19 protein-coding genes are annotated in these 26,361 nt (G+C 65.6%); 5 read left to right on the forward strand and 14 right to left on the reverse strand.

The genetic code is table 11. The features are described 5' to 3' along the window. The first annotated feature begins 221 nt into the window (after positions 1-221). Entirely contained in the window at positions 222-1,547 is a 1,326-nt protein-coding gene (locus K0P03_RS29710; protein ID WP_050744367.1) for an MFS transporter, read from the forward strand. Between the two features lie 179 nt (positions 1,548-1,726). On the opposite strand, the gene K0P03_RS29715 is transcribed toward K0P03_RS29710, so the two are convergent. The 3 genes from K0P03_RS29715 to K0P03_RS29725 all read right to left on the reverse strand — a co-directional run bounded on the left by K0P03_RS29715 (position 1,727) and on the right by K0P03_RS29725 (position 4,336). Further along, positions 1,727-2,803, reverse strand: coding sequence for an NAD(P)H-dependent flavin oxidoreductase (locus tag K0P03_RS29715; RefSeq protein WP_272791477.1), 1,077 nt, complete (start codon positions 2,801-2,803; stop codon positions 1,727-1,729). A 62-nt stretch (positions 2,804-2,865) separates the two neighbouring features. Continuing rightward, a complete protein-coding gene (locus K0P03_RS29720; RefSeq protein WP_272791478.1) occupies positions 2,866-3,291 on the reverse strand; it encodes a hypothetical protein in 426 nt (141 codons plus the stop codon). A gap of 130 nt (positions 3,292-3,421) precedes the next feature. Continuing rightward, complete coding sequence (locus K0P03_RS29725) at positions 3,422-4,336, reverse strand: LysR family transcriptional regulator (protein ID WP_050744364.1); 915 nt, start codon at positions 4,334-4,336, stop codon at positions 3,422-3,424. A gap of 142 nt (positions 4,337-4,478) precedes the next feature. On the opposite strand from K0P03_RS29725, the gene K0P03_RS29730 reads away from it, so the two are divergent. From K0P03_RS29730 to K0P03_RS29740, 3 genes are all read left to right on the forward strand, one after another. Further along, the gene (locus K0P03_RS29730) at positions 4,479-5,276 is read left to right on the forward strand and encodes an alpha/beta hydrolase fold domain-containing protein (protein WP_272791479.1); all 798 of its coding nucleotides are present in this window, start codon (positions 4,479-4,481) and stop codon (positions 5,274-5,276) included. A 58-nt stretch (positions 5,277-5,334) separates the two neighbouring features. After that, positions 5,335-6,525 carry an efflux RND transporter periplasmic adaptor subunit gene (locus K0P03_RS29735; RefSeq protein WP_272791480.1) on the forward strand — a complete coding sequence of 397 codons (1,191 nt, stop codon included), beginning with the start codon at positions 5,335-5,337 and terminating at the stop codon, positions 6,523-6,525. A 327-nt stretch (positions 6,526-6,852) separates the two neighbouring features. Beyond that, the gene (locus K0P03_RS29740) at positions 6,853-10,041 is read left to right on the forward strand and encodes an efflux RND transporter permease subunit (RefSeq protein WP_272791481.1); all 3,189 of its coding nucleotides are present in this window, start codon (positions 6,853-6,855) and stop codon (positions 10,039-10,041) included. Between the two features lie 189 nt (positions 10,042-10,230). Here K0P03_RS29740 and K0P03_RS29745 read toward each other — a convergent pair whose 3' ends face one another. The 7 genes from K0P03_RS29745 to K0P03_RS29775 all read right to left on the reverse strand — a co-directional run bounded on the left by K0P03_RS29745 (position 10,231) and on the right by K0P03_RS29775 (position 17,684). Then, positions 10,231-11,850: a dihydroxyacetone kinase subunit DhaK gene (locus tag K0P03_RS29745; RefSeq protein ID WP_130516623.1), complete on the reverse strand. Its 1,620-nt coding sequence runs from the start codon at positions 11,848-11,850 to the stop codon at positions 10,231-10,233. A gap of 14 nt (positions 11,851-11,864) precedes the next feature. Then, entirely contained in the window at positions 11,865-12,860 is a 996-nt protein-coding gene (locus K0P03_RS29750; protein WP_272791482.1) for an ABC transporter ATP-binding protein, read from the reverse strand. After that, entirely contained in the window at positions 12,853-13,950 is a 1,098-nt protein-coding gene (locus K0P03_RS29755; RefSeq protein WP_272791483.1) for an ABC transporter ATP-binding protein, read from the reverse strand. Before K0P03_RS29755 ends, K0P03_RS29750 begins: the two co-directional genes overlap by 8 nt. A 4-nt stretch (positions 13,951-13,954) precedes the next feature. Next, on the reverse strand, positions 13,955-14,143 hold the full coding sequence (locus tag K0P03_RS29760) for a hypothetical protein (RefSeq protein ID WP_272791484.1): 189 nt from the start codon (positions 14,141-14,143) through the stop codon (positions 13,955-13,957). After that, positions 14,140-15,081 (reverse strand): carbohydrate ABC transporter permease, encoded by a 942-nt coding sequence (locus tag K0P03_RS29765; protein WP_050744357.1) that lies wholly within the window; start codon positions 15,079-15,081, stop codon positions 14,140-14,142. Before K0P03_RS29765 ends, K0P03_RS29760 begins: the two co-directional genes overlap by 4 nt. Further along, a complete protein-coding gene (locus tag K0P03_RS29770) occupies positions 15,078-16,025 on the reverse strand; it encodes a carbohydrate ABC transporter permease (RefSeq protein ID WP_272791485.1) in 948 nt (315 codons plus the stop codon). The genes K0P03_RS29765 and K0P03_RS29770 overlap by 4 nt, the downstream gene beginning before the upstream one ends. Positions 16,026-16,349: 324 nt before the next feature. Continuing rightward, positions 16,350-17,684 (reverse strand): ABC transporter substrate-binding protein, encoded by a 1,335-nt coding sequence (locus K0P03_RS29775; RefSeq protein ID WP_272791486.1) that lies wholly within the window; start codon positions 17,682-17,684, stop codon positions 16,350-16,352. A 296-nt stretch (positions 17,685-17,980) separates the two neighbouring features. Here K0P03_RS29775 and K0P03_RS29780 point away from each other — a divergent pair, with 296 nt between their 5' ends. Next, entirely contained in the window at positions 17,981-19,027 is a 1,047-nt protein-coding gene (locus K0P03_RS29780; RefSeq protein ID WP_023517188.1) for a LacI family DNA-binding transcriptional regulator, read from the forward strand. A gap of 116 nt (positions 19,028-19,143) precedes the next feature. Here the strand turns inward: K0P03_RS29780 and K0P03_RS29785 are convergent, their stop codons facing one another. From K0P03_RS29785 to K0P03_RS29800, 4 genes are all read right to left on the reverse strand, one after another. Continuing rightward, positions 19,144-21,795: a nitrate reductase gene (locus tag K0P03_RS29785; RefSeq protein WP_272791487.1), complete on the reverse strand. Its 2,652-nt coding sequence runs from the start codon at positions 21,793-21,795 to the stop codon at positions 19,144-19,146. Between the two features lie 175 nt (positions 21,796-21,970). Next, positions 21,971-22,306 (reverse strand): nitrite reductase small subunit NirD, encoded by a 336-nt coding sequence (gene nirD / locus K0P03_RS29790; protein WP_443020623.1) that lies wholly within the window; start codon positions 22,304-22,306, stop codon positions 21,971-21,973. A gap of 5 nt (positions 22,307-22,311) precedes the next feature. Continuing rightward, positions 22,312-24,762 (reverse strand): nitrite reductase large subunit NirB, encoded by a 2,451-nt coding sequence (gene nirB, locus K0P03_RS29795; protein ID WP_272791489.1) that lies wholly within the window; start codon positions 24,760-24,762, stop codon positions 22,312-22,314. A 9-nt stretch (positions 24,763-24,771) separates the two neighbouring features. Continuing rightward, entirely contained in the window at positions 24,772-25,998 is a 1,227-nt protein-coding gene (locus K0P03_RS29800; protein WP_272791490.1) for an MFS transporter, read from the reverse strand. Positions 25,999-26,361: the final 363 nt, after the last annotated feature.

The following is a 26,361-nucleotide window of genomic DNA, read 5'->3' on the forward strand; positions in this document are numbered from 1 at the left end:
CAGCGCAGCATTCTGTCGCAGTGCGGTAGAGACATTTGGGCTGTCCGCCGCCGCAAAATTGATCTAGCGCAATAATCGTCGCGGGTCTCGCATGCCCGCTGCGACGGATCGAAGGTTCGGACGCAACCTTGCCGCAACGCGCACGTTTCGCCTAATTCTTGATATTGGACGCCGAATAGTCAACACTCTAACGACATGGCGCACATTGCTCGGAGAAATTCATGAGTTCGGTCGCTAATCCTTCGTCCTCCGGTCTCGAGCGGGATGCCCGCCGCATGCATGCGGACGACAAGCCGCTGTCGCCCGGCAGTGTCGCCATCGGCGTGGTGATCGGGCGCACCTCCGAATTCTTCGATTTCTTCGTTTACGGCCTCGGCTCCATCCTCGTTTTCCCGAAGCTGATCTTCCCCTTCGCCGGCAGCGCCGTCGCCGCGACGCTGATGTCCTTCGCGCTCTTCCCCCTCGCCTTCCTCGCCCGTCCGGTCGGCTCCTTCGTCTTCATGTGGATCGACCGCAACTACGGCCGCGGCACCAAGCTGACGGTGGCACTGGTCATCCTTGGCGGCTCCACCGCCTCCATCGCCTTCCTGCCGGGTTACGAGACGATCGGCTACTGGGCGGTCGCGCTGCTCGCGCTCTTCCGGCTGGGCCAGGGTTTCGCGCTCGGCGGCGCCTGGGACGGGCTCGCCTCGCTGCTCAGCCTCAGCGCGCCGGAAAACCGCCGCGGCTGGTACGCGATGATCCCGCAGCTCGGCGCGCCCTTCGGCTTTGCGCTCGCCAGCATCCTGTTCGGTTATTTCGTCACCAGTCTTTCGGAGGCGGATTTCCTCGCCTGGGGCTGGCGCTATCCGTTCTTCGTCGCCTTCGCCATCAACGTCGTGGCGCTCTTCGCGCGCCTGCGCATCGTCGCCAGCAAGGAGTTCGGCGCGGCCATGGAGGCGCAGGAACTGCAGCCCCGGCCGGTCTTCGAAATGCTCAGCAAACATTCGATGGACGTGGTGCTCGGCGCCTTCGTGCCGCTGGCAAGCTTCGCCATGTTCCACCTCGTCACTATCTTCCCGCTCTCCTGGATCACGCTCAATGGCGGCCAGTCGGTGCAGGAGTTTCTCTGGGTGCAGGTGGCGGGCGCGGCCGTCGGCGCCGTGGGGATCGTGCTCTCGGGCGTCATCGCCGATCGCATCGGGCGGCGCAACCAGCTCATGGCCGGCGCCATCCTCATCGCGATCTTCTCCTTCTCCGCGCCGTTCCTGCTGGATTCCGGCGGCAAGGGGCAGGATGCCTATATCCTGATCGGCTTCTTCATCCTCGGCCTCACCTTCGGCCAGTCCTCGGGCGCCGTCTCCTCGCGCTTCACGAAGTACTATCGCTACACCGGCGCGGCGCTGACCTCGGACCTCGCCTGGCTCGTCGGCGCCGGCTTTGCGCCGCTCGTGGCGCTCGGCCTTGCCACCAGCTTCGGCATCATCTTCATCGGCGGTTATCTGATTTCAGGCGCGATCTGCACCATTGCGGCGCTGACGCTGACGCGGGCGCTCGACCAGAACTGAGGTCGAACTCAGAGCGACTTCGCCCCGCATCCGCCTGCCGGCGCCTTCTCCCCGCAAGCGGGGCGAAGGCCTGTGTTGCGCCGGTTTCCCATACTAAGGCCGTTCGTGGGACAAGTCCCCTCTCCCCGCTTGCGGGGAGAGGGTTAGGGTGAGGGGCAAAGCTCACACCTTGGTCCACATCAACGCCGCCCCAAAACCTCCAGTGCCTCCGCAACGAGCTTTGTCGTCAGCTCCCCTGCCGGCAGGGCCCGCGCGAGCCGTGCGGCCTGGCCGGACCAGAGATTGGTGAAATCATCCCGTCCCGCCGCCTCGGCCTTCGCGCGGATCGGGGCGAGCGCGCCGCCGGCCGTCGGGAAGGCGGGGGCGAGCTCCGACATCGGGCCGATCTCCCGCATCAGCCGGTTGAAGATGCCGCGTGCCGGCCGGCCGGTGAAAAGATTGGTGAGCGCCGTGTTGTCGTCGCGTGCCGTCGCCATCGCCGCCTTGTGGAACGGGTTCATCCGCGCCTCCGGTGTGAAGAGATAGGCCGTGCCGACCTGCACGGCCGACGCGCCCAGCATCAGCGCCGCCGCCACCCCTCGCCCATCGGCGATGCCGCCCGCTGCGATGACGGGAACCTTCACCGCATCCACCACCTGCGGCACCAGCGCCATCGTGCCCACCTGCGCCGCCATGTTGTCGGTCAGGAAACTGCCGCGGTGGCCGCCGGCCTCGAAGCCCATGGCGATGACCGCATCCACGCCATGCGCCTCCAGCCAGACGGCCTCGGCGACCGTCGTCGCCGACGAGATGATTTTCGCGCCCGTCGCCCTGACCCTTGCGAGCAGCCCCGCCTCCGGCAGGCCGAAATGAAAGCTCACCACCTCCGGCCGCACCGTTTCCACCACGCGGCAATAGGCGTCGTCGAAGGGCGCGCGCCCCGTCGCGGGGATCGGCATGGCGGGGTCGAGACCCGCTTCGAGGTAATAGCCGGAGAGACCCTGTTTCCAGGCCGCATCGGCGGCCGCGTTCTCCGTCGGCGGCGTATGGGCAAAAAAATTCACATTGACCGGCCGATCCGTGGCGGTGCGGATATCGGTGAGCGCCGCCTGTACCTGCTCGACGCTGAGCAGCGCACTCGGCAGCGACCCCAGCCCGCCGGCCCTTGAAACGGCGATGGCCATCTCCGCTCCGGTCGAGCCGGCCATCGGCGCCTGGAGGATGGGCAGGTCGATGCCGAAGAGATCGAGAATGCGGCGGTCGGGCCAGCGGTCCATGGGCTGTTCCTTTCGGTGGGGAAGATGTGTTGGATCCGTTATACGCCCATTGCCACGAGCGTCTATGTCGCACTCGGAGAGACGGCCTTCCGCACGGCAACCTGGCTCTGGCCGGCAGCGGCCATGGCGGCAAGCAGCCGCAGCGCGTCGGCGGCGAGCGACGGCTGGCGGGTGAACCGGAAGCGCGTGCGGGCGGCAAGGCCGAGGGCGGCAGCGCCCTCCTCCGTCAGGACAAGCTCGACATGGTCGGGATGGCCGATGAGCGCACGCACCGCGTGGCCGTCGCAGGCAAGGTCCTGGTCCGTGCGTTCAAGATAGAGCAGGTCTTCGAGGAGCGGCGGTTCCGTGCTGCTCCGGGTACGCCCGCAGGCGATGTGCAAGATGTCGAGCGGATCGTCCGCTGACGCAAAGCCGAGCGAGAGCACGAGGAGTTCGCCCTCCTCAAACAGGATCTCCTCGATCTCGAAATCGTGCGTGTCAAACGCCAAGAACCGGCATCCTCTCGTTCTTGAGGGTGGTCGCCGCGTTCCGTTTGCCGGGTGCGACCCGTATTCGCGCCGTCAAACCGGACATGCCTTCTCCCCTGTGCCGGCGTCATGACGAGACAGCCGTTTCGGCCTAGGCCGGTTTGCCGAGCTGTGCTTCGGCAAGCAGGCGCACCAGCCAGTCGACGAAGACGCGCACCTTGTTGGAGAGGTGTCGGTTCGGCGGATAGACGATGTAGAGCGGAATGGGTTCGGAGCGCCAGCCGGGCAGAACGGGCACCAGCGCCCCGCTCGCCAGCGCCTCCGTCGCCATGAAGCGCGGTAGCGGCACGATGCCGAGGCCGGAGAGCGCGGCGGCGAGATAGCTGCGGGCATCGTTGACCGACACGATATAGCGGCTGTTGACCTCGATTTTTTCCGCGCCTTTCTCGAATTCGAAGGGCATGGTGCGGCCCGTCTGTGCGAGGAAGTAATTGACACAATGATGCTCTCCGCCGAGATCCAGCGGATGCTCCGGCGCCCCGAAGATCTCCAGATAGGCAGGCGCGGCACAGGTAACCACGTCGATCTCCGCCACCCGCCTTGCGATCAGCGACTGGTCGCCCGGCGCCCCGCCGCGCAGGGCGCAGTCGACGTTCTCGGCGAGATAATCCACCGTCCGGTCGCCAACCCCGAGGTCGATATGGATATCGGGATATTTCTTATGGAAATCGCCGAGCTTCGGGATGATCAGGAGGTCGGCGAAGGCCCCCGCCATCTCGACGCGCAGCCGGCCACGGGGGCTCGCATGGGAGTGCGAAAGGCTGCCGTCGAGTTCGTCGATCTCCGCGACGATCTGGATTGCCCGCTCGTAATAAAGCGCGCCGTCCGTCGTCACCATCACCCGCCGCGTCGTGCGGTTGAGCAGCTTGGTCTGGAGATGGGTTTCCAGATTCTGGATGAGATTGCTCACCGTCGCCTTGGGCATGCCGAGCGCGGCGGAGGCCCGGGTGAAATTGCCGGTCTCGACCACACGGAGAAAGGCACGCATTGCGGAAAGCTGATCCATGGAACATTCCTGCGTCGGAAGCTATGATTGTTCGAAATTCTGGATAGTGAAGTCAGTTTTAGCACACTTATATCGCAGAGATCAGGTACGATATAAATGGTGAGGCCCCATTCTAATTCCGGAGCGGGGCGAGGGCGAGACGATGTCGGTAGAGATCAAGGACATGACGTTCGACAAGGTGGCCAGCGGCCCCGTGTCCGCGCGCGTCTATCAGGGAGCGGAGTTCGCCAAGGGCGCCCCCATCCTGCTCTACTTTCATGGCGGCGCTTTCCTCGAATCCGGTGTTGTCGAGTGCCCGCTTGCCGAAATGCTGGCTGCGACCGGTGCCATCGTCGCCGTGCCCGACTATAACGCGCCGGGTGGCGGGGTCTTCCCCCAGCCGCTGGAAGTCGGCTTCTCGGTGTTTTCCTATCTCGCCAAGAAGTGTGCAGGCCTCGGCGACCGCAAGTCGCCGCTGCTCATCGGCGGCGAGGAAGCTGGCGGCAACATCGCCGCCGGCGTGGCGCTGAAGGCGCGCGACCACTTTGCCAACGAGCTCGACGGTCAGGTGCTCATCTCGCCGCTGCTCGATCCCTTCATGGGTACGACCTCCTTCCGCAGCGCCGATGAGATCGGGATGCGCGAGCGCTGGTCCAATGGCTGGAGCCATTATCTCAGCGGCGGCGTTTGCCACCCCTACGCCGCCCCGAGCCTCTGTTCGCGGCTCTCGGGCGTCGCCCCGGCCCTTGTCCTGTCGGCGGCGGACGACCCGCTCCTCGACGAGGCGCAGGGTTATGCCGACCGTCTGAGGGCGTCGGGCGTCAAGGTTCAGCAGCATGTTCTTCCCGCGGGAACAGGCTGGTCTTCGATTTACAGCGGGAAATCCGATGTCACCGGAGCATGGCGAAACTCCCTCGCCGAGCATTTCTCCGATTTCATCAAGGATATAAGCATTCACTAATTTGCATTGAGAACAAGCCGATAGAGCGTGGCCGGAAAGGCCGCAAGGAGAAGAGACAATGACGTCGAAGCGCAAACGCTGGGCCCTGACGGGCGCCGGCCTGGGACTGGCTGTGTCCGTTTCCGCCGCAGCCCTTTATTTCCAACTGCCGGGCAACGTCGCCCAGGCCGAAGCCACCGTGACGGCCGAAGTGCCGGCGGTGCCGGTCACGGTCGCCGTCGTCGAGAACCGCGATGTCGTTGCCTGGCAGGAGTTTTCCGGCCGCCTGGAGGCCATCGACCGCGTGCAGATCCGCTCGCGCGTCGCCGGCGCCATCGAGGCGGTGAATTTCCGCGAAGGCGCATTGGTGAAGGCGGGCGACCTGCTCTTCACCATCGACCAGGAGCCCTACAAGACAGCGGTGACGCAGGCCGAAGGCCAGTACGCCTCCGCCGAAGCGCGAGTGAAACTCGCCTCGATCGAACTGGAACGCGGTGAGCGGCTTGCCAAGAGCAACAGCGTCTCGCAGAGCGAGGTCGATCAGCGCCAGAACGCGCTGGCCGAGGCCCGCGCCGCGCTGAAGACGGCGCAAGCCGCCCTGCATGCCGCAAAGCTCCAGCTCGGCTATACCGAAGTGCGCGCACCGGTCGCCGGCCGTGTGGGCAAAGTGGAGATCACCGTCGGCAACCTCGTTGCCGAAGGCTCCGCCTCGCCGGCCCTGACGACGCTCGTCTCGGTCGATCCGATCTATGCCGGCTTCAATGTCAGCGAGGAGACGGTCGCCAAGGCGCTCGCCGCCCTGCCGGCCTCCGATGGCGCGCTGCCGCCGATCGACCAGATCCCGGTGGAAGTCGGCACGCTTGTCGACGAGGGCACGCCGATCCACGGCAAGCTCCAGCTCATCGGCAACGAGGTGGATGCGGCAAGCGGCACGATCACCGTGCGCGCCGTCTTCGACAATCCCGGCGGCCGGCTGATCCCCGGCCAGTTCGTGCGCATCCGCATGGGCGAGCCCAGGGCCGAGAGCAAGATCCTCGTCAGCGAGAAGGCTGTCGGCACGGACCAGGACAAGAAGTTCGTCTTCGTCATCGACAAGGACAACAAGGTGACCTACCGGCCGGTCGTGCTCGGCGGCCTCTCGGGCAATGAGCGCATCGTCGAAAGCGGCCTTTCCGGCGGTGACCGCATCGTCGTCAACGGCCTGCAGCGCATCCGCCCGGGTGTCGTCGTCGATCCGCAGGTGCAGGAGAACGTCGCCTCGGTGAAGTAAGCGGGCGGGTCGAGGTTCGGCCCCTCACCCTAACCCTCTCCCCGCAAGCGGGGAGAGGGGACGTGCCCGACGAACGGGCACGATAGGGAAAACCGGCGCGGCGGATCCCCTTCGCCCCGTTTACGGCGAGAAGGTGGCCGGCAGGCCGGATGAGGGGCCAGACCGACCGCGACGATCTTCCCTACGGAAGGCGTGGCGATCGCCATAACCAAAGATCGGCAGGACGCTCACCCGCCCTGCCCCAATGCAAGCAACAATCCCATACCCGCCGGCGGCGCATCGCCCGCCGGATGGGCCTGTTCGTCCCTGGAGAGGGGTCCTTTCGCCATGAATATCTCCCGTTTCTTCATCGATCGCCCGGTCTTTGCCGGTGTGCTGTCGATCCTCATCGTGGTCGCCGGCCTGATCGGCATGCGCGCCCTGCCGATCTCCGAATATCCCGAGGTCGTTCCGCCCTCGATCGTCGTGCGCGCCACCTATCCCGGTGCAAACCCGGTCGTCATTTCCGAAACCGTCGCGACACCGCTCGAAGAGCAGATCAACGGCGTCGAGGACATGCTCTACATGAACAGCCAGGCGACCTCCGACGGCGTCCTGACGCTGACGGTCACCTTCAAGCTCGGCACCGACCCGGACAAGGCCCAGCAGCTCGTGCAGAACCGCGTGTCGCAGGCCGAGCCGCGCCTGCCGGCGGAAGTGCGCGCGCTCGGCGTCACCACGGTCAAAAGCTCGCCCGACTTCATCATGGTGGTGAACCTCGTCTCGAAGACCGACCGATACGACATCACCTATCTTCGCAACTATGCCACGCTGAACATCAAGGACCGCCTCGCCCGCATCGAAGGCGTCGGCCAGGTCCAGGTGTTCGGCGCGGGCGACTATGCGATGCGCGTCTGGATCGACCCGCAGAAGGCGGCCGAACATGCGCTCGCCGCCAGCGATATTTCCAACGCCATCCGCGAGCAGAACGTCCAGGCGGCCGCCGGCATCATCGGTGCCTCGCCGACGTCCAGCGACGTCAACCTCCAGCTCAACGTCAACGCGCAAGGCCGCCTTCGCACGCCGGAAGAGTTCGGCAACATCATCGTGAAGACCGGCACGGAAGGCGAGATCACCCGCCTTCGCGACGTCGCGCGCATCGAGATGGGCGCGGCCGACTATTCGCTGCGCTCGCTGCTCGACGGCGAGCCGGCCGTCGCCGTCGCCGTGCTCCAGGCGCCAGGCTCGAACGCCATCGAGATCGCCGACAACGTGCGCGCCACGATGGACCAGCTCCAGCTCGCCATGCCCGAAGGCGTGAAATACGAGATCGTCTACGACACGACGGAATTCGTGCGCGCCTCGATCGACAAGGTCGTCGATACGCTGCTCGAAGCCATCGCGCTCGTCGTGCTCGTCGTCATCGTCTTCCTCCAGACCTGGCGCGCCTCGATCATCCCGCTGCTCGCCGTCCCGGTCTCGATCATCGGCACCTTCGCCGTGATGTATGCCTTCGGCTTCTCGGTGAACGCGCTGACGCTCTTCGGCCTCGTGCTCGCCATCGGCATCGTGGTGGATGACGCGATCGTCGTCGTCGAAAACGTCGAGCGCAACATCGAGAACGGCCTCACCCCGCGCGAAGCCACCTACCGGGCGATGCGCGAAGTCTCCGGCCCGATCATCGCCATCGCGCTGGTGCTCGTCGCTGTCTTCGTGCCGCTCGCCTTCATCAGCGGTCTTTCCGGCCAGTTCTACCGCCAGTTCGCGCTGACCATCGCCATCTCGACGGTCATCTCCGCCATCAACTCGCTGACGCTTTCCCCGGCATTGGCGGCTCTTCTCCTGAAGGACCATCATGCGCCGAAGGATTGGCTGACGCGGATCATGGACGGCCTGTTCGGCTGGTTCTTCCGCGGCTTCAACCGCGCCTTCAACGCCGCCGGCAAGGGGTACGGCCGCAGCGTCGGCGGGCTGGTCTCGCGCAAGTCGCTGGTCATGGCGGTCTATCTCGCTCTCGTCGGCGCGACCTATGCGGTGTTCAACGCCGTGCCCGGCGGCTTCGTGCCGGCACAGGACAAGCAGTATCTCATCGGCTTCGCACAGCTTCCTGACGGAGCCACCCTCGACCGCACGGAAGAGGTCATCAAGAAGATGAGCGAGATCGCGCTGGAACAGCCGGGCGTCGAACACGCCATCGCCTTCCCGGGCCTGTCGATCAACGGCTTCACCATCGGCTCGAACTCCGGCATCGTCTTCGCCTCGCTCGCCCCCTTCGAGGAGCGCACGACGCCGGAGCTTTCCGGCGGTGCCATCGCCATGCAGCTCAACCAGAAATTCTCCGGCATCCAGGACGCCTTCATCGCCATGTTCCCGCCGCCGCCGGTCAACGGTCTCGGCACGACGGGCGGTTTCAAGCTGCAGATCGAGGACCGCGCGGGCCTCGGCTACGGGCCGCTCAACGAGGCGACCCAGGCGTTCCTCGCCAAAGCCTACCAGACGCCGGAGCTGGCGGGCCTGTTCTCCAGCTTCCAGATCAACGTGCCGCAGCTCTACGCCGACCTCGACCGTTCCAAGGCCCAGCAACTCGGCGTGCGCGTGACCGACGTGTTCGAGACGTTGCAGATCTATCTCGGCTCGCTCTACGTCAACGACTTCAACGCCTTCGGCCGCACCTATTCGGTGCGTGTCCAGGCCGACTCCGCCTTCCGCGCCAAACCGGAAGACATCGGCCAGTTGAAAGTGCGCTCGCAGACCGGCGAGATGATCCCGCTCGCCGCGCTGCTCAAGGTGGACGCCACCACCGGCCCGGAGCGCACCACGCGCTACAACGGCTTCCTTGCCGCCGACATCAACGGCGGCCCGGCCCCCGGCTTCTCCTCCGGCCAGGCGCAGGCCGCGGTGGAAAGGATCGCCGCCGAGACGCTGCCATCAGGCATCGACTTCGAGTGGACGGATCTCACCTACCAGCAGATCCTTGCCGGCAATTCGAGCATCGTCGTCTTCCCGCTGGCGCTGCTGCTGGTCTACCTGGTGCTCGCCGCGCAATATGAAAGCCTGACGCTGCCGATCGCCATCATCATGATCGTGCCGATGGGCGTGCTCGCGGCGCTCGCCGGGGTCTGGTATACGGGCGGCGACAACAACGTCTTCACCCAGATCGGCCTCGTGGTTCTGGTGGGCCTGTCGGCGAAGAACGCCATCCTGATCGTCGAGTTCGCACGCGAGCTGGAATTCGAGGGCAGGACACCCGTCCAGGCCGCGATCGAAGCCAGCCGCCTGCGTCTTCGCCCGATCCTGATGACCTCCATGGCCTTCATCATGGGCGTCGTGCCGCTGGTGCTCTCGACCGGCGCGGGTGCCGAAATGCGCGCCGCCATGGGCCTTGCCGTGTTCTCCGGCATGATCGGCGTCACCTTCTTCGGCATCTTCATGACGCCGGTGTTCTACGTGCTGCTGCGGCGCCTCGCGGGCAACCGCCCGCTGGTGCAGCACGGCAAGTCGACGATGGAAGGGGAAAGCGAGGCGCACGCGGCGTAACCAGCGCAGCCTTATCTCAACAGACAAAGGCCGGGGCAGCAAATCGCTGCCCCGGCCTTGCTTTTTGGACGGCCCTCACCCCACCCTCTTCCGTCATCCTCGGGTTTAACCCAAGGATCCACGCGGCACCCGCGGCTTGGATGGTCGGGTCAGGCCCGACCATGACGGAGGAGAGGTTTCGCCACTACGTCAAGCCGCCAGATGCTCGAACAGCCGGGCAACCGCCTCCGCACCCGGATCGACATGGCCCTCCAACTGCTTCGCATTGATGTAGGCCGCCCGCCCGGCCTTCGCCCGCGTCAGCGTCGCGGTGAAGTTCGCGCCCTGCCTTGCCGCACCCGCAGCGGCGGCAACACTCTCGCCGAGCGCTTCGAGCGCCGGGGAGAGCGCATCGACCATGGTGCGGTCGCCGATATGCGCGCCGCCGATCTCCTGCATGCGGGCAAGGCCCGCGCGCAACGCCTCGCGCATCGGCAGGCCGCTGGAGGCGCCGTCGCCGGCGGCGGCGAAGAAGATGGCGAGCAGCACGCCGGAGGAGCCGCCCATCGTCTGGCTCAGCTCCTGGCCGATGGCGCGCAGGAGCTGCGTGTGGTCGGAGAGCGGCAGACGGTCGATGGCGCTGATCAGCGCGCGGGCGGCGCCGGCCAGCGTCGAGCCGGTGTCGCCGTCGCCGGATTTGGCGTCGAGGGCGTTGAGGTCCTGTTCGGCGGCGATGAGGACATTGCAGCAATCGATGACGAAGGCGCGGGTCGCTTCGTGGTGCGAGGCCATCGGCGTGATCGGCGTCAGGCCGTCCGGCAGGGCGGCGATGGCGATCGGCCGGATTTCCGAAACGCCGGGCCAGGCAGCGATCGGCACGGGGGTTTTCAGGAGTTCCAGCTCGGCCGCGTCGACGGGGAAGACGGAGATCGAAAAACCCTGCATGTCGAGCGAGGTCATCAGCGGCGCGGGGCCGATGGCGTGGGTGATCTTTGCACCGATGGAAGAGCCGAGGAGGTCATGGGCGAGCACCGACATTTCCACCACCGAGGCGCCGCCGAGATTGTTGATCAGCGCGACATGCGGCCCCTCGCCCATGACGGCGGCGAGCCGCTCGACCATGGTGGCGACGGCGGCGCGGGCACCGGTGAAGTCGATCTGCTCGACGCCCGCCTCACCATGGATGCCGAGGCCGAGTTCAGCCTTGCCGTCGGGAATGCGGTCCTCCTTCGGCGAGCCGGGCACGCGGCAGGTATCGAGCGACATGCCGATGGAGCGCGTGCCGGTGATGACGTGCCTGGCGGCTTTCGTGACCGTGTCGAGGTCGGCGCCCTGTTCGGCGAGCGCGCCGGCGATCTTGTGCACGAAGAGCGTGCCGGCGACGCCGCGGGCTTGCGGCAGGTCGGGCAGCGCGATGTCGTCGCCGACGATGACCATCGAGACATTGAGGCCGAAGGCGCGGGCGCGCTCGGCGGCAAGGCCGAAATTGAGGCGGTCGCCGGTGTAGTTCTTGACGATGAGGAGACATCCGGCGGGGCCGGTGACCGCCAGAATGCCGGCGAGTACGGCGTCGACGCTCGGCGAGGCAAAGACGTCGCCGCAGACGGCGGCAGTCAGCATGCCCTTGCCGACGAAGCCGACATGGGCGGGCTCGTGGCCCGAGCCGCCGCCGGAGACGATCGCCACCTTCGACTTGTCCCAGTCGCTGCGAAGGACAACGCGGATATGCGGATAGCCGTCGAGCCGGGTCAGTGCCCCGCCGGAAAGGGCCAGCACCCCGTCGATCGCCTCGGTGACGACGTCTTCGCGCTTGTTGATGAATTGCGCCATGGTTGTTGTTCTCCCTAAGCTATACGCATGCCGGCGGCGTCGAAATAGAGCGGCCGCGACGGTTGGATTTTTATGGTCTCGCCGCCCCTGAGCGGCGTGTGGGCGTCGGTGACGGTGATGAGGTCGTGCCGCTTGAAGGTGAGGTGCAGGCGGGTCTGGTCGCCGAGATGCTCGACGCGCTTGACCAGCGCCTCCTCGCCCTCCCCTTGCGATATATGCTCCGGACGAAGGCCGATGTTCTTCGCCCCCGCCGGAGCGCCGGCGAAAAGATCGGCCGGCAGCACGTTGATGCGCGGCTGGCCGAGGCGGGTCGCGGCATAGACGCTGACCGGCTGCTCGTAGACCTCACGCGGCGAGCCGAACTGCACCAGCCTGCCCTCGTTGAGCACGCCGACATGGGTCGCCATGGTCATCGCCTCGATCTGGTCGTGGGTGACGTAGAGCAGCGTCGCGCCGGATTTCGCCTGGATGCGCTTCAATTCGATGCGCAGGTCCGCCCTAAGTTTCGCGTCGAGCGAGCTCAGCGGCTCGTCCATCAGGAAGATTTCGGGATTGCGCACCAGCGCACGGCCGATGGAGACGCGCTGCATCTCGCCGCCCGAAAGCGCCGTCGCCTTGTTCTCCAGCTTGTGGGCGATTTGCAGGACCTCGGCGACCTCCCGGACCTTCCGGTCGATCGCCGCACGCGGCGTCTTCAGGAGCGGGGATTTCAGCGGGAACTCCAGGTTCTGGCGGACGGTGAGGTGCGGATAGAGCGAATATTGCTGAAACACCATGGCGACATTGCGCTCGGCCGGCGACAGGCCCTTCATCGGCCGGCCGTCGATGAAGACCTCGCCGCTGTCGGGCGCATCGAGGCCGGAGACCATGCGCAGCGTGGTCGTCTTGCCCGCGCCCGTCGGCCCGAGCAGCACGACGAAGGATCCGTCCGGCACCGTCAGGGAGACATTGTCGAGCGCGACGGTGCCGCCGAAGCGTTTCGTGACGTTTTCAAGCACGATCTCAGCCATGGGCCAGCACTCCTTCATTGCCCTCTGACAGGAGGGCCTTGCCGCTTTCCGCATCGAACAGCGAGAGGGTTCGCGCGTCGAAATCGAGGCCGACCAGCTCGTCCTCGCGCACCCTATGGCCGGAGGAAATGCGCGCCTTCAGCTCGCCGTGCCCCGTCGAGAGCGTGACGATCTGCGTCGTGCCGAGATATTCGACGGCGCTGACCCGGCCGCGATAGGCCGCGTCGTCGCGCAATCTCACATGTTCCGGGCGCACGCCGAGCGTCAGGCGGCCGGCGCGGCCTTCGCGGGCGGCGGGCACGGTCATCCTGATGCCGCCGAGATCGACGCTGTCGCCGCCAATGCCGATCATGCCTTCGAACTCCAGAAAATTCATCGAGGGCGAGCCGATGAACTGGGCGACGAATTTCGTCGCCGGCCAGTCGTAGATCTGCTGCGGCCGGCCGAACTGTTCGACGACGCCATGGTTCATCACGACGATCTTGTCGCCCATCTGCATGGCTTCGAGCTGGTCGTGCGTGACATAGACGGTTGTCGCGCCCATGCGGTCGTGCAGGGCGCGCAGTTCCTCCGCCATATGCTCGCGGAACTCGGCGTCGAGCGCGCCGAGCGGCTCGTCCATGAAGAAGGCTTTTGGGCGGCGCACGATGGCTCTGCCGAGCGCCACGCGCTGGCGGTCGCCGCCCGAGAGCCCGCCGACGGGTTTTTCGAGGATATGCTCGATCTTGAGGATGCGGGCGACCTCGGCAACGCGGGCCTTCACCTCCTCGCGCTTCATGCCCTGGCTGACCAGCGGATAGGAGATGTTCTTGCGTACGTTCATGTGCGGGTAGAGCGCGAACATCTGGAAGACGAAGGCGATGTCGCGCTGGCTCGCCGGCTTCATGCCGACCTCCTCGCCGTCGATGAAGATCTCGCCCGAGGTCGGCAGTTCGAGGCCGGCCATCATGCGTAGCGTCGTGGTCTTGCCGCAGCCGGAGGGACCGAGCAGCATGAAGAATTCGCCGTCCTCGATGGTGAAGGAGGAGGAGCGCACGGCGGTGAAGGCGCCGAATTCCTTGCGCACGTTCTGGATCCTGATTTGCGCCATGGGCCTACTCCGGAAAATGGCTGACGATGATGAACATCACCGTGCCCAGCAGGGTTGTGACGAAGGACCAGGAATAGAGCGCGAGCGCGAAGGGCTGCATGAGCATGGTGACGCCCGCGGCGATCAGCACCGAGGCCAGCATTTCCCAGGCGCTGCGCCGAAAATGCAGGAGGCCGTTGAAAAATCGTGTCATTTGCGGACTGCTCCGAAGGTGATGCCGCGCAGCAGATGTTTGCGCAGAAGGATGGTGAACACCATGACCGGCACGAGGAAGAGCGTCGCGCCGGCGGCGACGGCGGGCCAATCCTGGCCGCTGACGCCGATGATGGTGGGAATGAAGGGCGGGGCCGTCTGGGCGTTGCCAGATGTCAACAGCACGGCGAAGGCGTATTCGTTCCAGGCGAAGATCAGGCAGAAGATCGCGGTGGAGGCGATGCCCGTCGCCGCCTGCGGCAGCACGACCTTGTAGAAGGCCTGGAAGCGGGTGTAGCCGTCGATCAGCGCCGCCTCCTCATATTCGACGGGGATCTCGTCGATGAAGCCTTTCAGCAGCCAGACGGAGAGCGACAGGTTCACCGCCGTATAGAGCAGGATCATGCCGGCATGGGTGTCGCTGAGGCCGAGCGAGCGGAACATCAGGAAGATCGGGATGGCGACGGCGATGGGCGGCATCATGCGGGTGGAGAGGATGAAGAAGAGGAGATCGTCCTTCAGCGGCACCTTGAAGCGCGAGAAGGCATAGGCCGCGGCCGTGCCGAGCACGATACACAGCACCGTCGAGCCGAAGCCGATGATGACGGAATTGGTGAACCGTTCGGCAAAACGCGAGGGGCCGGAAATGACGAGCCCGTCCTTGCGCACCAGCTTGTCGTACCAGGTGGTGGGCTCGCCCAGCGCCTGCAACTGTTCAGGCGAAAGCCGGGTGCGCGTGGTGAAGACGTTGACGTAACCCTCGACCGTCGGCGTGAAGAAGGTTTTCGGCGGATAGGCGATGGCGTCGGACGGGGTCTTGAAGCTGGTGCCGATGATCCAGACCAAGGGCAGGATGGTGATCAGCGCATAGCCGACGACCAGGATGCCCGCGACCCATTTCTGCCGGCGCGACGGCTCGGTGACGGAATAGCTGCTCATCGTTGTTTCACCTTGTTGAGCGCTTTGACATAGATCGAGGCGAGGCCGAAGACCGTGACGAAGAGGATGACGGCATAGGCCGAGGCGTAGCCGGTGCGCCACTTCTCGAAGGCCTCGCGCTTGAGGTTGATCGAGGTGAGCTCGGTGACCGAGCCCGGGCCGCCGCCTGTCAGTTGCACGACGAGGTCGAACATCTTGAAGTTCTCGATGCCGCGGAAGAGCACGGCGAGCATCAGGAAGGGCAGGACGAGCGGGATGGTGATCGTCCAGAACTGCCGCCACTTGCTGGCGCGGTCGCATTCGGCGGCCTCATAGATGCTGCCGGGAATGGAGCGCAGGCCCGCAAGGCAGATCAGCATGACGAAGGGCGTCCACATCCAGGTATCGACGATGATGATCGCCCAGGGCGCCAGTTTGACGTCGCCGATCATCGAGAAGCTGGAGGGGTCCGCGCCGGTGAGGAATCCGACCGCGTAATTGAACAGGCCGATCTGCGGCTGGTACAAAAAGGTCCAGAAATTGCCGACCACGGCCGGGCTCAGCATCATCGGCAGCACGATGATCGTCGTCCAGAGGTCGTTGCCGCGGAACTTCTTGTTGATGAGATAGGCGAGCGCGAAACCGATCAGCACCTGCAAGACGATGGTCCAGATCAGGAAATGCGCCGTCGCCTGCATGGTCAGCCAGATGTCGCGGTCCGACAGGATGTTCAGGTAGTTCTTCAGGCCGACGAACTCGACCTCGGCATTCGGCCGGTTGACGCGGAAATTGGTGAAACTCAGCCGGATGGTCCAGATGAGCGGGAAGATGTTGACCGCCAGCAGGAGCACGATCGACGGGGCGACGAAGAGCCAGGCGAGCGCGCGGTCGGACAGGCCGTGCATGCGTCTGGCGATGGAATGCGGTGTCGCCTTGGCGACCCGGTCCACGGAGGATTTCAGCATGGGTATTCCCCTAATATTTTTCGACTGAGCGGCGACAGAGCCGGGGGAACATTCCCGGCTCCGGCCGCGCCGTGGCCCGCTGGGAGGCGCGGGTACAGGGCGGAGTATGAAGGCGATCGGCGGTGATGCAATACGGTGCCGCTCTCCCTTCTCCCCCGCGGGGAGAAGGTGGCCCGAAGGGTCGGATGAGGGGGGCGCCGACGGATCACTCCGATTTTTGACGCCGTCGATCTCCCCTCATCCGCCTGCCGGCACCTTCCCCCCGCCGGGGAGAAGGGGATGGGGCAGCGTTTCCATCCCTAGGCGAGCGACCACCCGATGGCGTCAGTACTTGCCTTCGTCGTCAAACACCTGCGTCCAGTCCTTGACCAGACCATCGAGCGCATCCTTGGACGAACCCTGGCCGGCGACGACATAGTCGTGGAAGCGTTTCTGCGCCGCCTGGAGCAGCGAGGCATAGGCCGGCTCCGCCCAGAAATCCTGCACGATCGCCATGGAATCGAGGAAGGTCTGCGCATAGGGCTGGCTGGTGGCGAACTTCGGGTCCTCGACCACCTTCAAGAGCGCCGAGTAACCGCCCATCTCCCACCATTTCTGCTGGATGTCCGGCTGTGCGAACCACTTGATATAGGCGAGCGCATCCTCCTGCTTTTCCGAGGAGGAGACGACCGAGATGCCCTGGCCGCCGAGCTGGGCATAGGCGACACCGTCAGGCCCGGCCGGGTTCGGGAAATAACCCGACTTTTCGCCGCCGACATTGGCGTCGGCATGGATGCCCGGCCAGGTGAAGGCGAAGTTCATGTGCAGCGCGACCTGGCCCGATTTGTAGGCGTCGATGTCCTCCGACATATAGGCGTCGGAATGGCCGGGCGGCGTGCAACAATCGTAGAGTTCCTTGTAGAACTCCAGCCCCTTCACCGCCTCGGCGGAGTTGACGTAGCCCTCCAGCTCATAGGGCTTTTCCGGGTTTTCGTATTTGAAGCCGAAACTGTAGAGCACATCCATGACGCCCATGGTGATGCCCTCGGAGCCGCGCTCCGTATAGATCGCCGCGCCATAGACGGTCTTGCCGTCGATCTCGCGCTTCTGGAAGAACTGCGCGATGTCCTTCAATTCGCCGAACGTTTTCGGCACGGCCAGGTCGCGGCCGTATTTCTCCTTGAACTCGGCCTGCAATTCCGGACGGGCGAACCAGTCCTTGCGGTAGCTCCAGCCGACGACGTCGCCGAAGGCCGGCAGCGCCCAGTAGTTCGGCGAGTTTTTCGGCCATTCGGCATAACCGACGACGGTCGCCGGGATGAAGTCGCTCATCTTGATCCCTTCCTTGTCGAAGAAATCGTTGAGCTTGACATATTGGCCGTTCTCCGCAGCGCCGCCGATCCACTGGCTGTCGCCGATCATCAGGTCGCAAAGCTTGCCGCCGGAATTCAGCTCGTTGAGCATGCGGTCGGCAAAATTCGGCCACGGCACGAACTCGAATTTCATGGTGACGCCGCTCTTGGCCTCGAAATCCTTGCTGAGCTCGACGAGCGCGTTCGCCGGATCCCAGGCGGCCCAGCACAGCGTCAAGTCCTTGGCGCTCGCCTGACCGGTCGTTGCGACGCCGGCGGCCAGAAGCGCACCGAAAGCGGCCAATGTTTTTACGTTGCGAAATTTCATGGCGGGACCCTCCTCCCTCGCCTCCCGAGCCATCGGAAGGCTGAAAACGCCCGTTGCGGGCACATGACGCGGAATGACTTCCCGGCGGGCCTGTCTCCTCCGCGCCGCCTCTGCGGCACGCATTTTCCTCCTGCAAGCCGCGTCAGGAGTCATATTGAGGTGCGCACCTCAATGCAAGCGATTTTTGAGGTGCGCACTTCAATTCTTGCTTTTCGCTTGGCTTTGTTAGAGAAATCGCATCAGGGATTACGCCGTCGTGCCCGGCATCGCGCCGGCATCATGAAAGAGAGCGGAGAATGCGGCCAACCGCAAAAGACCTGGCAGAAGCCGCAGGCGTCAGCCTCGCGACCGTCGACCGCGTCCTCAACGAGCGCCCGAATGTCAGTCCCAAGGCGGCAAAGCGGGTGGCCGAGGCGATCGAGCGCATCGGCTTCGTGCGCAATCCCGCGGCCGTCGCGCTGGCGCGCAACAAGACCTATCGCTTCCGCTTCGTGCTGCCGACCTCCGGCGACCAGTACCTGACGGAACTCATCGCCCGCGTCGGCGAGGCCAAGGAGGCGCTGCGCGCCGATTCGATCGAGGTCGAGGCCGTGCGGATCCCGATGAGCGACCCGCACCATGTCGCCAAATATCTGACGGTCATCGACCACGACGCGGTGGACGGCGTTGCCGTCATGGCGCCGGAATCGCCCCAGGTGCGCGACGCGCTGGTGCGACTCGTCGAGCGCGACGTCAAGGTCGTGCAGTTCCTCTCCGGTCAGGAGCGGCTGGAAAGCGCCGACTATGTCGGCATCGACAATTTTGCCGCCGGCGCGACGGCGGGCAAGATCGCCGGCCGTTTCATCGGCGCGCGGCCGGGAAAGATCATGGTCGTCGCCGAAACCATGATGGCGCTCGACAGCATCCAGCGCCGCCTCGGCTTCGACAGCATCATCAACGCCCAGTTCCCGCACCTGCAAAGCCTGCCGTCGCTGGAGACCTATGCCGACGAAAAACGCGCCGACCTCATCATCCAGCGCACCTTGCAGCACAATCCCGATACCATCGCCGTCTACGTGCTGAGTTCGGAAGCCCGCGTGCCGCTGACCGCCGTCTGGAACGCGCAAGGCGCCCGCCCCCTCACTGTCGTCGCGCACGAACACACGCCGTTCAGCGAACAGGCGCTGCTCGACGAGCGCATCGACGCCGTGATCGCCCAGGATCCCGGCCATGCCGTGCGCAGCGCACTGCGCATCATGCGCGCCCGCGCCGACCACCGCGAACTCTTGGCCTCGCAGGAGCGCATCCGCATCGAGGTCCTGCTGAAGGAGAATCTTCAGTTGCAGACGGCGGCGGGGTTCTGACGGGGCACATGGGGCAGGACGATGCCGCCTTCCCTTCTCCTCCGCGGGGAGAAGGGGAGCGTGGCGACGCTTGCATTTCACAAGCTACCGCCTTGCCCCCGCTAAGCCTTCCGGCGCTACTCCGCCGCCGCGGCAAGGCATCCGTCGATGATGCCGCGGATTTCGCCGCGGCAGGAGCCGCAGTTCGTGCCGGCATTCAGCGCCGTGCCGACCGCCTCGACGCTGTGGCACCCTCCGCGCACTGCGGCCACGATCTGGTTGACGCCGACGCCGAAACAGGCGCAGACGGTGGCGCCGGGATCCGGCTTGTCCGCCCCCGGCCGCCCGGCGACGAGGGAGAAACGCTTGCGCAGGTTCGTGTGTTCGGCGGAGAGTTCTGCGATCGCCCAGTTGCGCGCCACCGCCACCGGCTCCTTTGCCAGGAAGAAGGCGGCCAGCAGGCGTGGCCCGTCGAAGAAGGCGAGCCGGATTTCGCCGGTCTGCCGGTCGGCGTAACCGAGCGGCTCGATACCGGGGGGAACGACAAAGCTGCGGCGGCACCATTCGGCCCAGTCGTCCACCGGGGTTTCGAAGGCAAGCTCCAGCCGCCAGCCGCCCTCGGCCCTGGCCAGCGCCCAATAGGCGGCATCGAACCCTTCGGGTTTCGCCCGCGACACGGCAAAGCCATACAGCGCCGCCTTGAACGGGCGGGCGGCGACGGCGACATTTTTCGAAGCCGGCTGGCCGGAGATCCTGTCGGTCACCGGCGGCACGAGGACGTCGATGCGGGCCTTCGCGGCGAACTGGTCGTTCCAGTGCATCGGCGCGAAAAGGCTGCCGCGCGCCTGGCGATCGGTGACGAGGGCGCGCACCACCGCCCTGCCCAACGGGCTTTCGATCTCGACGAGGCCGGCTGGCACGACGCCGATCTCCAGCGCGTCGCGCGGATGGAGTTCGGCAAAGGGCTCGGCGATATGGGCGCAGAGGCGGGCGCTTTTGCCCGTGCGCGTCATGGTGTGCCACTGGTCGCGGATGCGGCCGGTGTTGAGCGTGAAGGGATAGGTGGCGTCCGTGCGGTCCGTGGCGGCGGGCGCGACCGCGATGAAGCGGGCCTTGCCGTCCCGGTGATAGAAGCCGCCATCGGCAAAGAAGCGGGTTTCCGCTGGCCCGCTTCCGAGGGGCTGCGGCCATTGGAAGGGGACAAGCGCCTCATAGGCCGGCCCCTCGATGCCGGCATGGGCGCCGATGTCGAAATCACGGCTGCCGTGGTTCTCGAAGGCGGAGAGCGCGGCGTGCTCGGCGAAGATCGCGGCCGGTGTTTCGTAAGCGAAGGCTTTCGCAAAGCCCATGCGCCGGGCGACCGCGGCAAGCTGCCACCAGTCCGCCCGCGCCGCGCCGGGCGCGGCCATGAAATCGCGCTGGCGGGAGATGCGGCGTTCGGAATTGGTCACCGTGCCGGTCTTCTCGCCCCAGCCGAGCGAGGGCAGCAGCACATGGGCGTGGCGCGCCGTGTCCGTCTCGCGCAGGATGTCGGAGACGACGACGAAGGGACAGGTTTTTAGCGCCGCCGCGACGGCGTCGGCGTCCGGCATCGAGACGACGGGGTTCGTCGCCATGATCCACAGCGCCTTGATGCGCCCCGCCGCCACCGCCTGGAAGAGATCGACCGCCTTCAGCCCCGGCTTGTCGGCGATGTGCGGCGCATTCCAGAAGCGCCGCACCCGGTCGCGGTCCTCGGTGCTCTCGATCGCCATATGGGCGGCGAGCATGTTGGCGAGCCCGCCGACCTCGCGCCCGCCCATGGCGTTCGGCTGGCCGGTCAGCGAAAACGGCCCCATGCCCGGCCGGCCGATCCGGCAGGTGGCGAGGTGGCAATTGAGGATGGCGTTGACCTTGTCGGTGCCCGACGAGGACTGGTTGACGCCCTGGCTGTAGCAGGTCACCACCTTTTCCGTCGTCGTGAACAGCCGGTAGAATTCGCGAAGCTGCATGGCGGGCAGGCCGGTTCTCTCCAGCACGTCGTTGAAGGAAAGGGCCGCGGCGAAGGTGTCGGCAAAGCCTGACGTATGCGCCGCGACGAAATTCTGGTCCACCGCGCCGTTCTGCACGAGATGGGAGAACAGGCCGGAGAAGAGCGCCACATCCGTATCCGGCCGGATGGCAAGATGCAGGTCGGCGATATCGGCCGTCATGGTGCGGCGCGGATCGATGACCACCACCTTGAGGCCCGGCCGCTTCGCCTTTGCCGCCGCCAGCCGCTGGTAGAGCACGGGATGGCACCAGGCGAGGTTCGAGCCGGTGAGGACGACGAGGTCGGCGAGCTCCAGGTCCGCGTAGGTGCCCGGCACCGTATCCGCCCCGAAAGCGCGGCGATGGCCGGCGACGGAGGAGGACATGCAGAGCCGAGAATTGGTGTCGATATTGGCCGAGCCGACAAAGCCCTTCATCAGCTTGTTGGCGACGTAGTAGTCTTCCGTCAGCAACTGGCCAGAGACGTAGAAGGCGACGGAATCGGGGCCGTGCTCGGCGATGGCCGCGGTGAATTTCTCGGCGACGCGGTCGAGCGCCGCATCCCATGTCGATGGCCGTCCGCCGATTTCGGGATGGAGGAGGCGGCCGTCGAGGTTGATCGTTTCGGCGAGCGCCGAGCCTTTCGAGCAGAGCCGGCCGTGGTTCGCGGGATGGTCGGGATCGCCCTTGACGGAGACGGCGCCGTCGTCGGCCACCGTTGCAATGACCCCGCAGCCGACGCCGCAATAGGGGCAGGTGGTCTTTGTTTCAACGGACATGGGCGGCTCCTACCGGGAGCGACGCACGCCCCTCATCCCCCTGCCGGGACCTTCTCCCCGCAAGCGGGGAGAAGAAGGGTGTGGCAATGCCGGTGCTCCAACAGCCGTCTCCCCGTCTCGACGGGGAGAAGGTGGCGGCAGCCGGATGAGGGGCGAGACTGGCTCCTGTCATCGCCTACTCCGCTGCCGCCATCAGCCGTTCGAGCGCGATGAACAGCGCCCCGTCCTCGTTGCGCAGCGGAAGGGTCCTGACGGCCCCCTCGTCCGCGCCGAGCGCCTTGCCGGTCTCCAGCGAGATCACCCAGTTGTGCAGCGGGCAGGTGACGGCTTTCGCATGCACGATGCCCTGCGAGAGCGGGCCGCCCTTGTGCGGGCAATGGTCGTCGATGGCGAAAACCTCGTTTTCCGCGGTGCGGAACACGGCGATCTTGCCTTCGGGCGTCTTCACGCAGCGCGCGCCGCGCAGGGGGATGTCGGCGATGTTGCCGATGGGAAACCAGATCATGTCCATGCTCCTCATTCGGCGGCCTCGCCGTAGCCGATGGTCGCCATCGGCCTGAATTCATGTTTGTCCTTGCCAGAAACCCGCTCCGACCACGGATCGACCTGCGCGAATTTTTGGGAGAAGACGAAGCGGTCGTAAAAAGCCTTGCGCTTGTCGGTATCGCCGAGGATCTGGCGACGGATCTCGTCGAGGCCGATGCGCTTGGCCCATTTGTAGATGCGTTCCAGGTAACGCGCCTGCTCACGGTACATCTGCGTCAGCGCCACGATATGCTCCAGCGCCTCGTCCTCGGTCTTCACGAGGCCCAAAACCTCCGTGCCCTTGATGTCGAGGCCCGCCGCGCCGGCGAAATGGATCTCGAAGCCGCTATCAACGCAGATGACGCCGATATCCTTGCAGGTCGCCTCGGCGCAGTTGCGCGGACAGCCGGACACGGCGAGCTTCAGCTTGGCCGGCGTCCAGGAGCCCCACATGAACTTTTCGATGCGGATGCCGAGCCCGGTGGAATCCTGCGTGCCGAAGCGGCACCAGTCGGAACCGACGCAGGTTTTGACGGTGCGCAGGCCCTTGGCATAGGCCTGGCCGGAGATGAAGCCGGCCTTGCCGAGATCGGCCCAGACCGCGGGCAGGTCCTCCTTCTCGATGCCGAGCAGGTCGATGCGCTGGCCGCCCGTCACCTTCACCAGGGGGATCTCGAACTTGTCGACGACATCGGCGATGGCGCGCAACTCGCCGGCATTGGTGACGCCGCCCCACATGCGCGGCACGACCGAATAGGTGCCGTCCTTCTGGATGTTGGCGTGCACGCGCTCGTTGATGAAGCGCGACTGGTAGTCGTCGGCATATTCGTCCGGAAAATCGCAGACGAGGTAATAGTTGAGCGCCGGGCGGCATTTGGCGCAGCCGCAGGAGGTCTTCCATTCCAGTTCCTGCAGCACGGCGGGAATGGTCTTCAGCCCCTTCGCCTTGATCAGGCGGCGCACGTCGTCATGGCCGAGATCGGTGCAGCCGCACATCGGCTGAACGGCCGCGGGGTTGTAGCTGTCGCCGAGCGTCAGCGTCATCAACTGCTCGACGAGGCCGGTGCAGGAACCGCAGGAGGCCGACGCCTTGGTATGGGCGCGCACCTCGTCGAGCGCGGTCAGGCCCTTTTCCGTGATGGTCGAGACGATTTTTCCCTTGCAGACGCCGTTGCAGCCGCAGATTTCCGCATCATCCGGCAAGGCTGCAACGGCCGCCATAGGGTCCAGCGGAGCGCCCCCCTGATAGGCCTGGCCGAAGATCAGCGTCTCGCGCATCTCGGAAATGTCGGTCTGCTTCTTCTTGAGGTCGTTGAACCAGGCGCCGTCGGCGGTCTCGCCATAAAGCACCGTGCCGATGATGCGGTTGTCCTTCAGCACCAGCCGCTTGTAGACGCCGGCCGAGGCGTCGCGCAGCACGATTTCCTCCCGGTCGTCGCCGTCGGCGAAATCGCCGAGCGAGAAAAGCTCGATGCCTGTCACCTTCAATTTGGTCGGCGTATCGGAATGCACGAAGGCGGCCGCGTGCTCGCCAGCCAGATGCGCAGCGGCGACGCGGGCCATCTCGTAGAGCGGGGCGACGAGGCCATAGACCATGCCGCCCACCTCCGCACATTCGCCGAGCGCGAAAATGCTGCCGTCGGAGGTCAACATGCCGTGATCGACGACGATGCCGCGGTTGACGGCGAGGCCGGCCTCCTTGGCGAGGCCGACGCTGGGGCGGATGCCGACGGCCATGACGACGAGCGTTGCGGGAATGACGCGGCCGTCGTCCAGTTCGATACCCTCGACCTTGCCGTTGCCGACGATGGCCTTGGTGTTCGCCTTGCAGAGGATCTTGATGCCGCGCCCTTCCAGCTCCCTTTGCAGCAGATAACCCGCGGCGGGGTCGAGCTGGCGGTCCATCAGGGTGGGCATGACGTGGAGGACCGTCACATCCATGCCGCGGCCGGCAAGGCCCGCGGCGGCTTCGAGGCCGAGCAAGCCGCCGCCGATGACCACGGCCTTTTCGCGCGACTGGGCGGCGAGCAGCATGGCCTGCACGTCGTCGAGATCGCGATAGGTGATGACGCCGCGCATGTCATGGCCCGGCACCGGCAGGATGAAGGGCACGGAGCCGGTGGCGATGACCAGCTTGTCGTAGCGTTCGGTGACGCCGTGATCGGAGGTGACGGTTTTTGCGGCGCGGTCGATGGCGACGATGCGGTGGCCCTTGTAGAGCGTGATGCCGTGTTTGATGTACCAGCCGTCGCCGTGGATGATGATCTCTTCGTAGTCCTTCTCGCCCGAAAGCACCGGCGAGAGCATGATGCGATCGTAGTTCACCCGCGGCTCGGCGTTGAAGATGGTGACCTCATAGCGGCCGGGGGCCTTTTCGAGGAGGTGCTCCAGCATGCGCCCGGGGGCCATGCCGTTGCCGACGATGACGAGTTTCTCGGTCATGGGATTTCCTTACGCGGCAACGGGGGAGACGGAGGGGCGCTCCATCTGGCGGATGGAGAGGTGCATCCAGACAAGCGAGACGGCGACGACGGCGAAGAGCAGCAGGAAACAGCTCGACCACAGGCCGGTCGCGTCCTTCAGCAGGCCGAAGGCGATGGGCAGCACGAAGCCGCCGAGCCCGCCGACCATGCCGACCACCCCGCCGACCGCGCCGACATTGTCGGGGTAATAGGCCGGGATGTGCTTGTAGACCGCCGCCTTGCCGAGGCTCATGACGAAGCCGAGCACGAAGACGGTGACGATGAAGACGGCGGGCGTGACGCCGGACGGCAGCGCGAGGATAAGCGTCGCGACCGCGGAAACGCCGAACATCCAGTACATGACGGCGCGGGCGCCCTTGCGATCGGACAGCATGCCGCCGAGCGCGCGAAAAATGCTGCCGGGGATGGAATAGGCGGCGGCGACCATGCCGGCGGTGGCGATATCGAAACCGTAGACGCCGACGAGATAGCGCGGCAGCCAGAGTGCGAGCGCCACGAAGCCGCCGAAGGCGAAGAAATAATAGAGCGAGAAGCGCCAGACCTGCGCCTTCTTCAGGGGTGCGAATTCCTGCATGAGGCTGCGCTTCGGCGCCGTGCCGGCGCGGCGGCTGCGGAAGGCCGGATCGTCGCTGGTGGTGAACCAGAACAGGCAGGCGGTGAGGATCAGCGCCGCCGCCCAGATTTCCGCCACCATCTGCCAGCCGGCGGCGACGAGCACGAAGGGCGCGACGAATTTGGTCAGCGCCGCGCCGACATTGCCGGCGCCGAAGATGCCGAGCACCGTGCCCTGCTTTTCCGCCGGAAAGAACGGCGAAACATAGGCGACACCGACCGCGAAGGACCCGCCGGCAAGGCCGACGCCGAGGCCGGCAAGCAGCATCTGCGGGAAGGTGGCGGCGTGCGAGAGCAGTAGCGTCGAAAACGCCGCGGCCAGCATGGTCAGCGTATAGACGAGGCGGCCGCCAAAACGCGGCGTCCAGACGCCGAGCAGGATGCGCACCAGCGACCCAGTGAGGATAGGCGTGCCGACGAGCAAACCGAACTGGGCTTCGGAGAGCCCGAGGTCTTCCTTGATGCGGATGCCGATGATGGCAAAGATCGTCCAGACGGCGAAACAGATGGTGAAGGCGAAGGTGGACATCCACAAGGCGATGGCGGGTTCGCGTGGGGACAGGGGCTGCTGGGGCTTGGACATGGCTTCTCCGGGGCCCGACAAGGTCGTGCCGCTCCATCTTGGGGGTTGAAAAACAAAAAGCCGCTGGTCAGGTCTTTCCCGCGCGGCACGGAGGGAGGCCGTGTGCGCAAAAAACCCGATCAGCGGCTTTGCTGGTGGCGCCCGTCGTTGGACGCCGATATCGTGGCCCGAGGGCCTACGGAGAATAAAGCAATCGGCGTGCCAGTTCGGCAAGCCTTTGATTTACAACCATCTCCGAAGCAGCAGGTTGACGGCGCGCATGTGTCGTCGGCACGAGCGGCGTCAAATTTTGTGCAGTGCGTATAAAATAGGCGCGAGAGTTTGTCAGGGAAAAGTGGAACCCGGTTTTCCCGAAAAGACAAA

The sequence above is a fragment of the Shinella sp. HY16 genome, from assembly GCF_028534175.1.
Classification (GTDB): Bacteria; Pseudomonadota; Alphaproteobacteria; order Rhizobiales; family Rhizobiaceae; genus Shinella.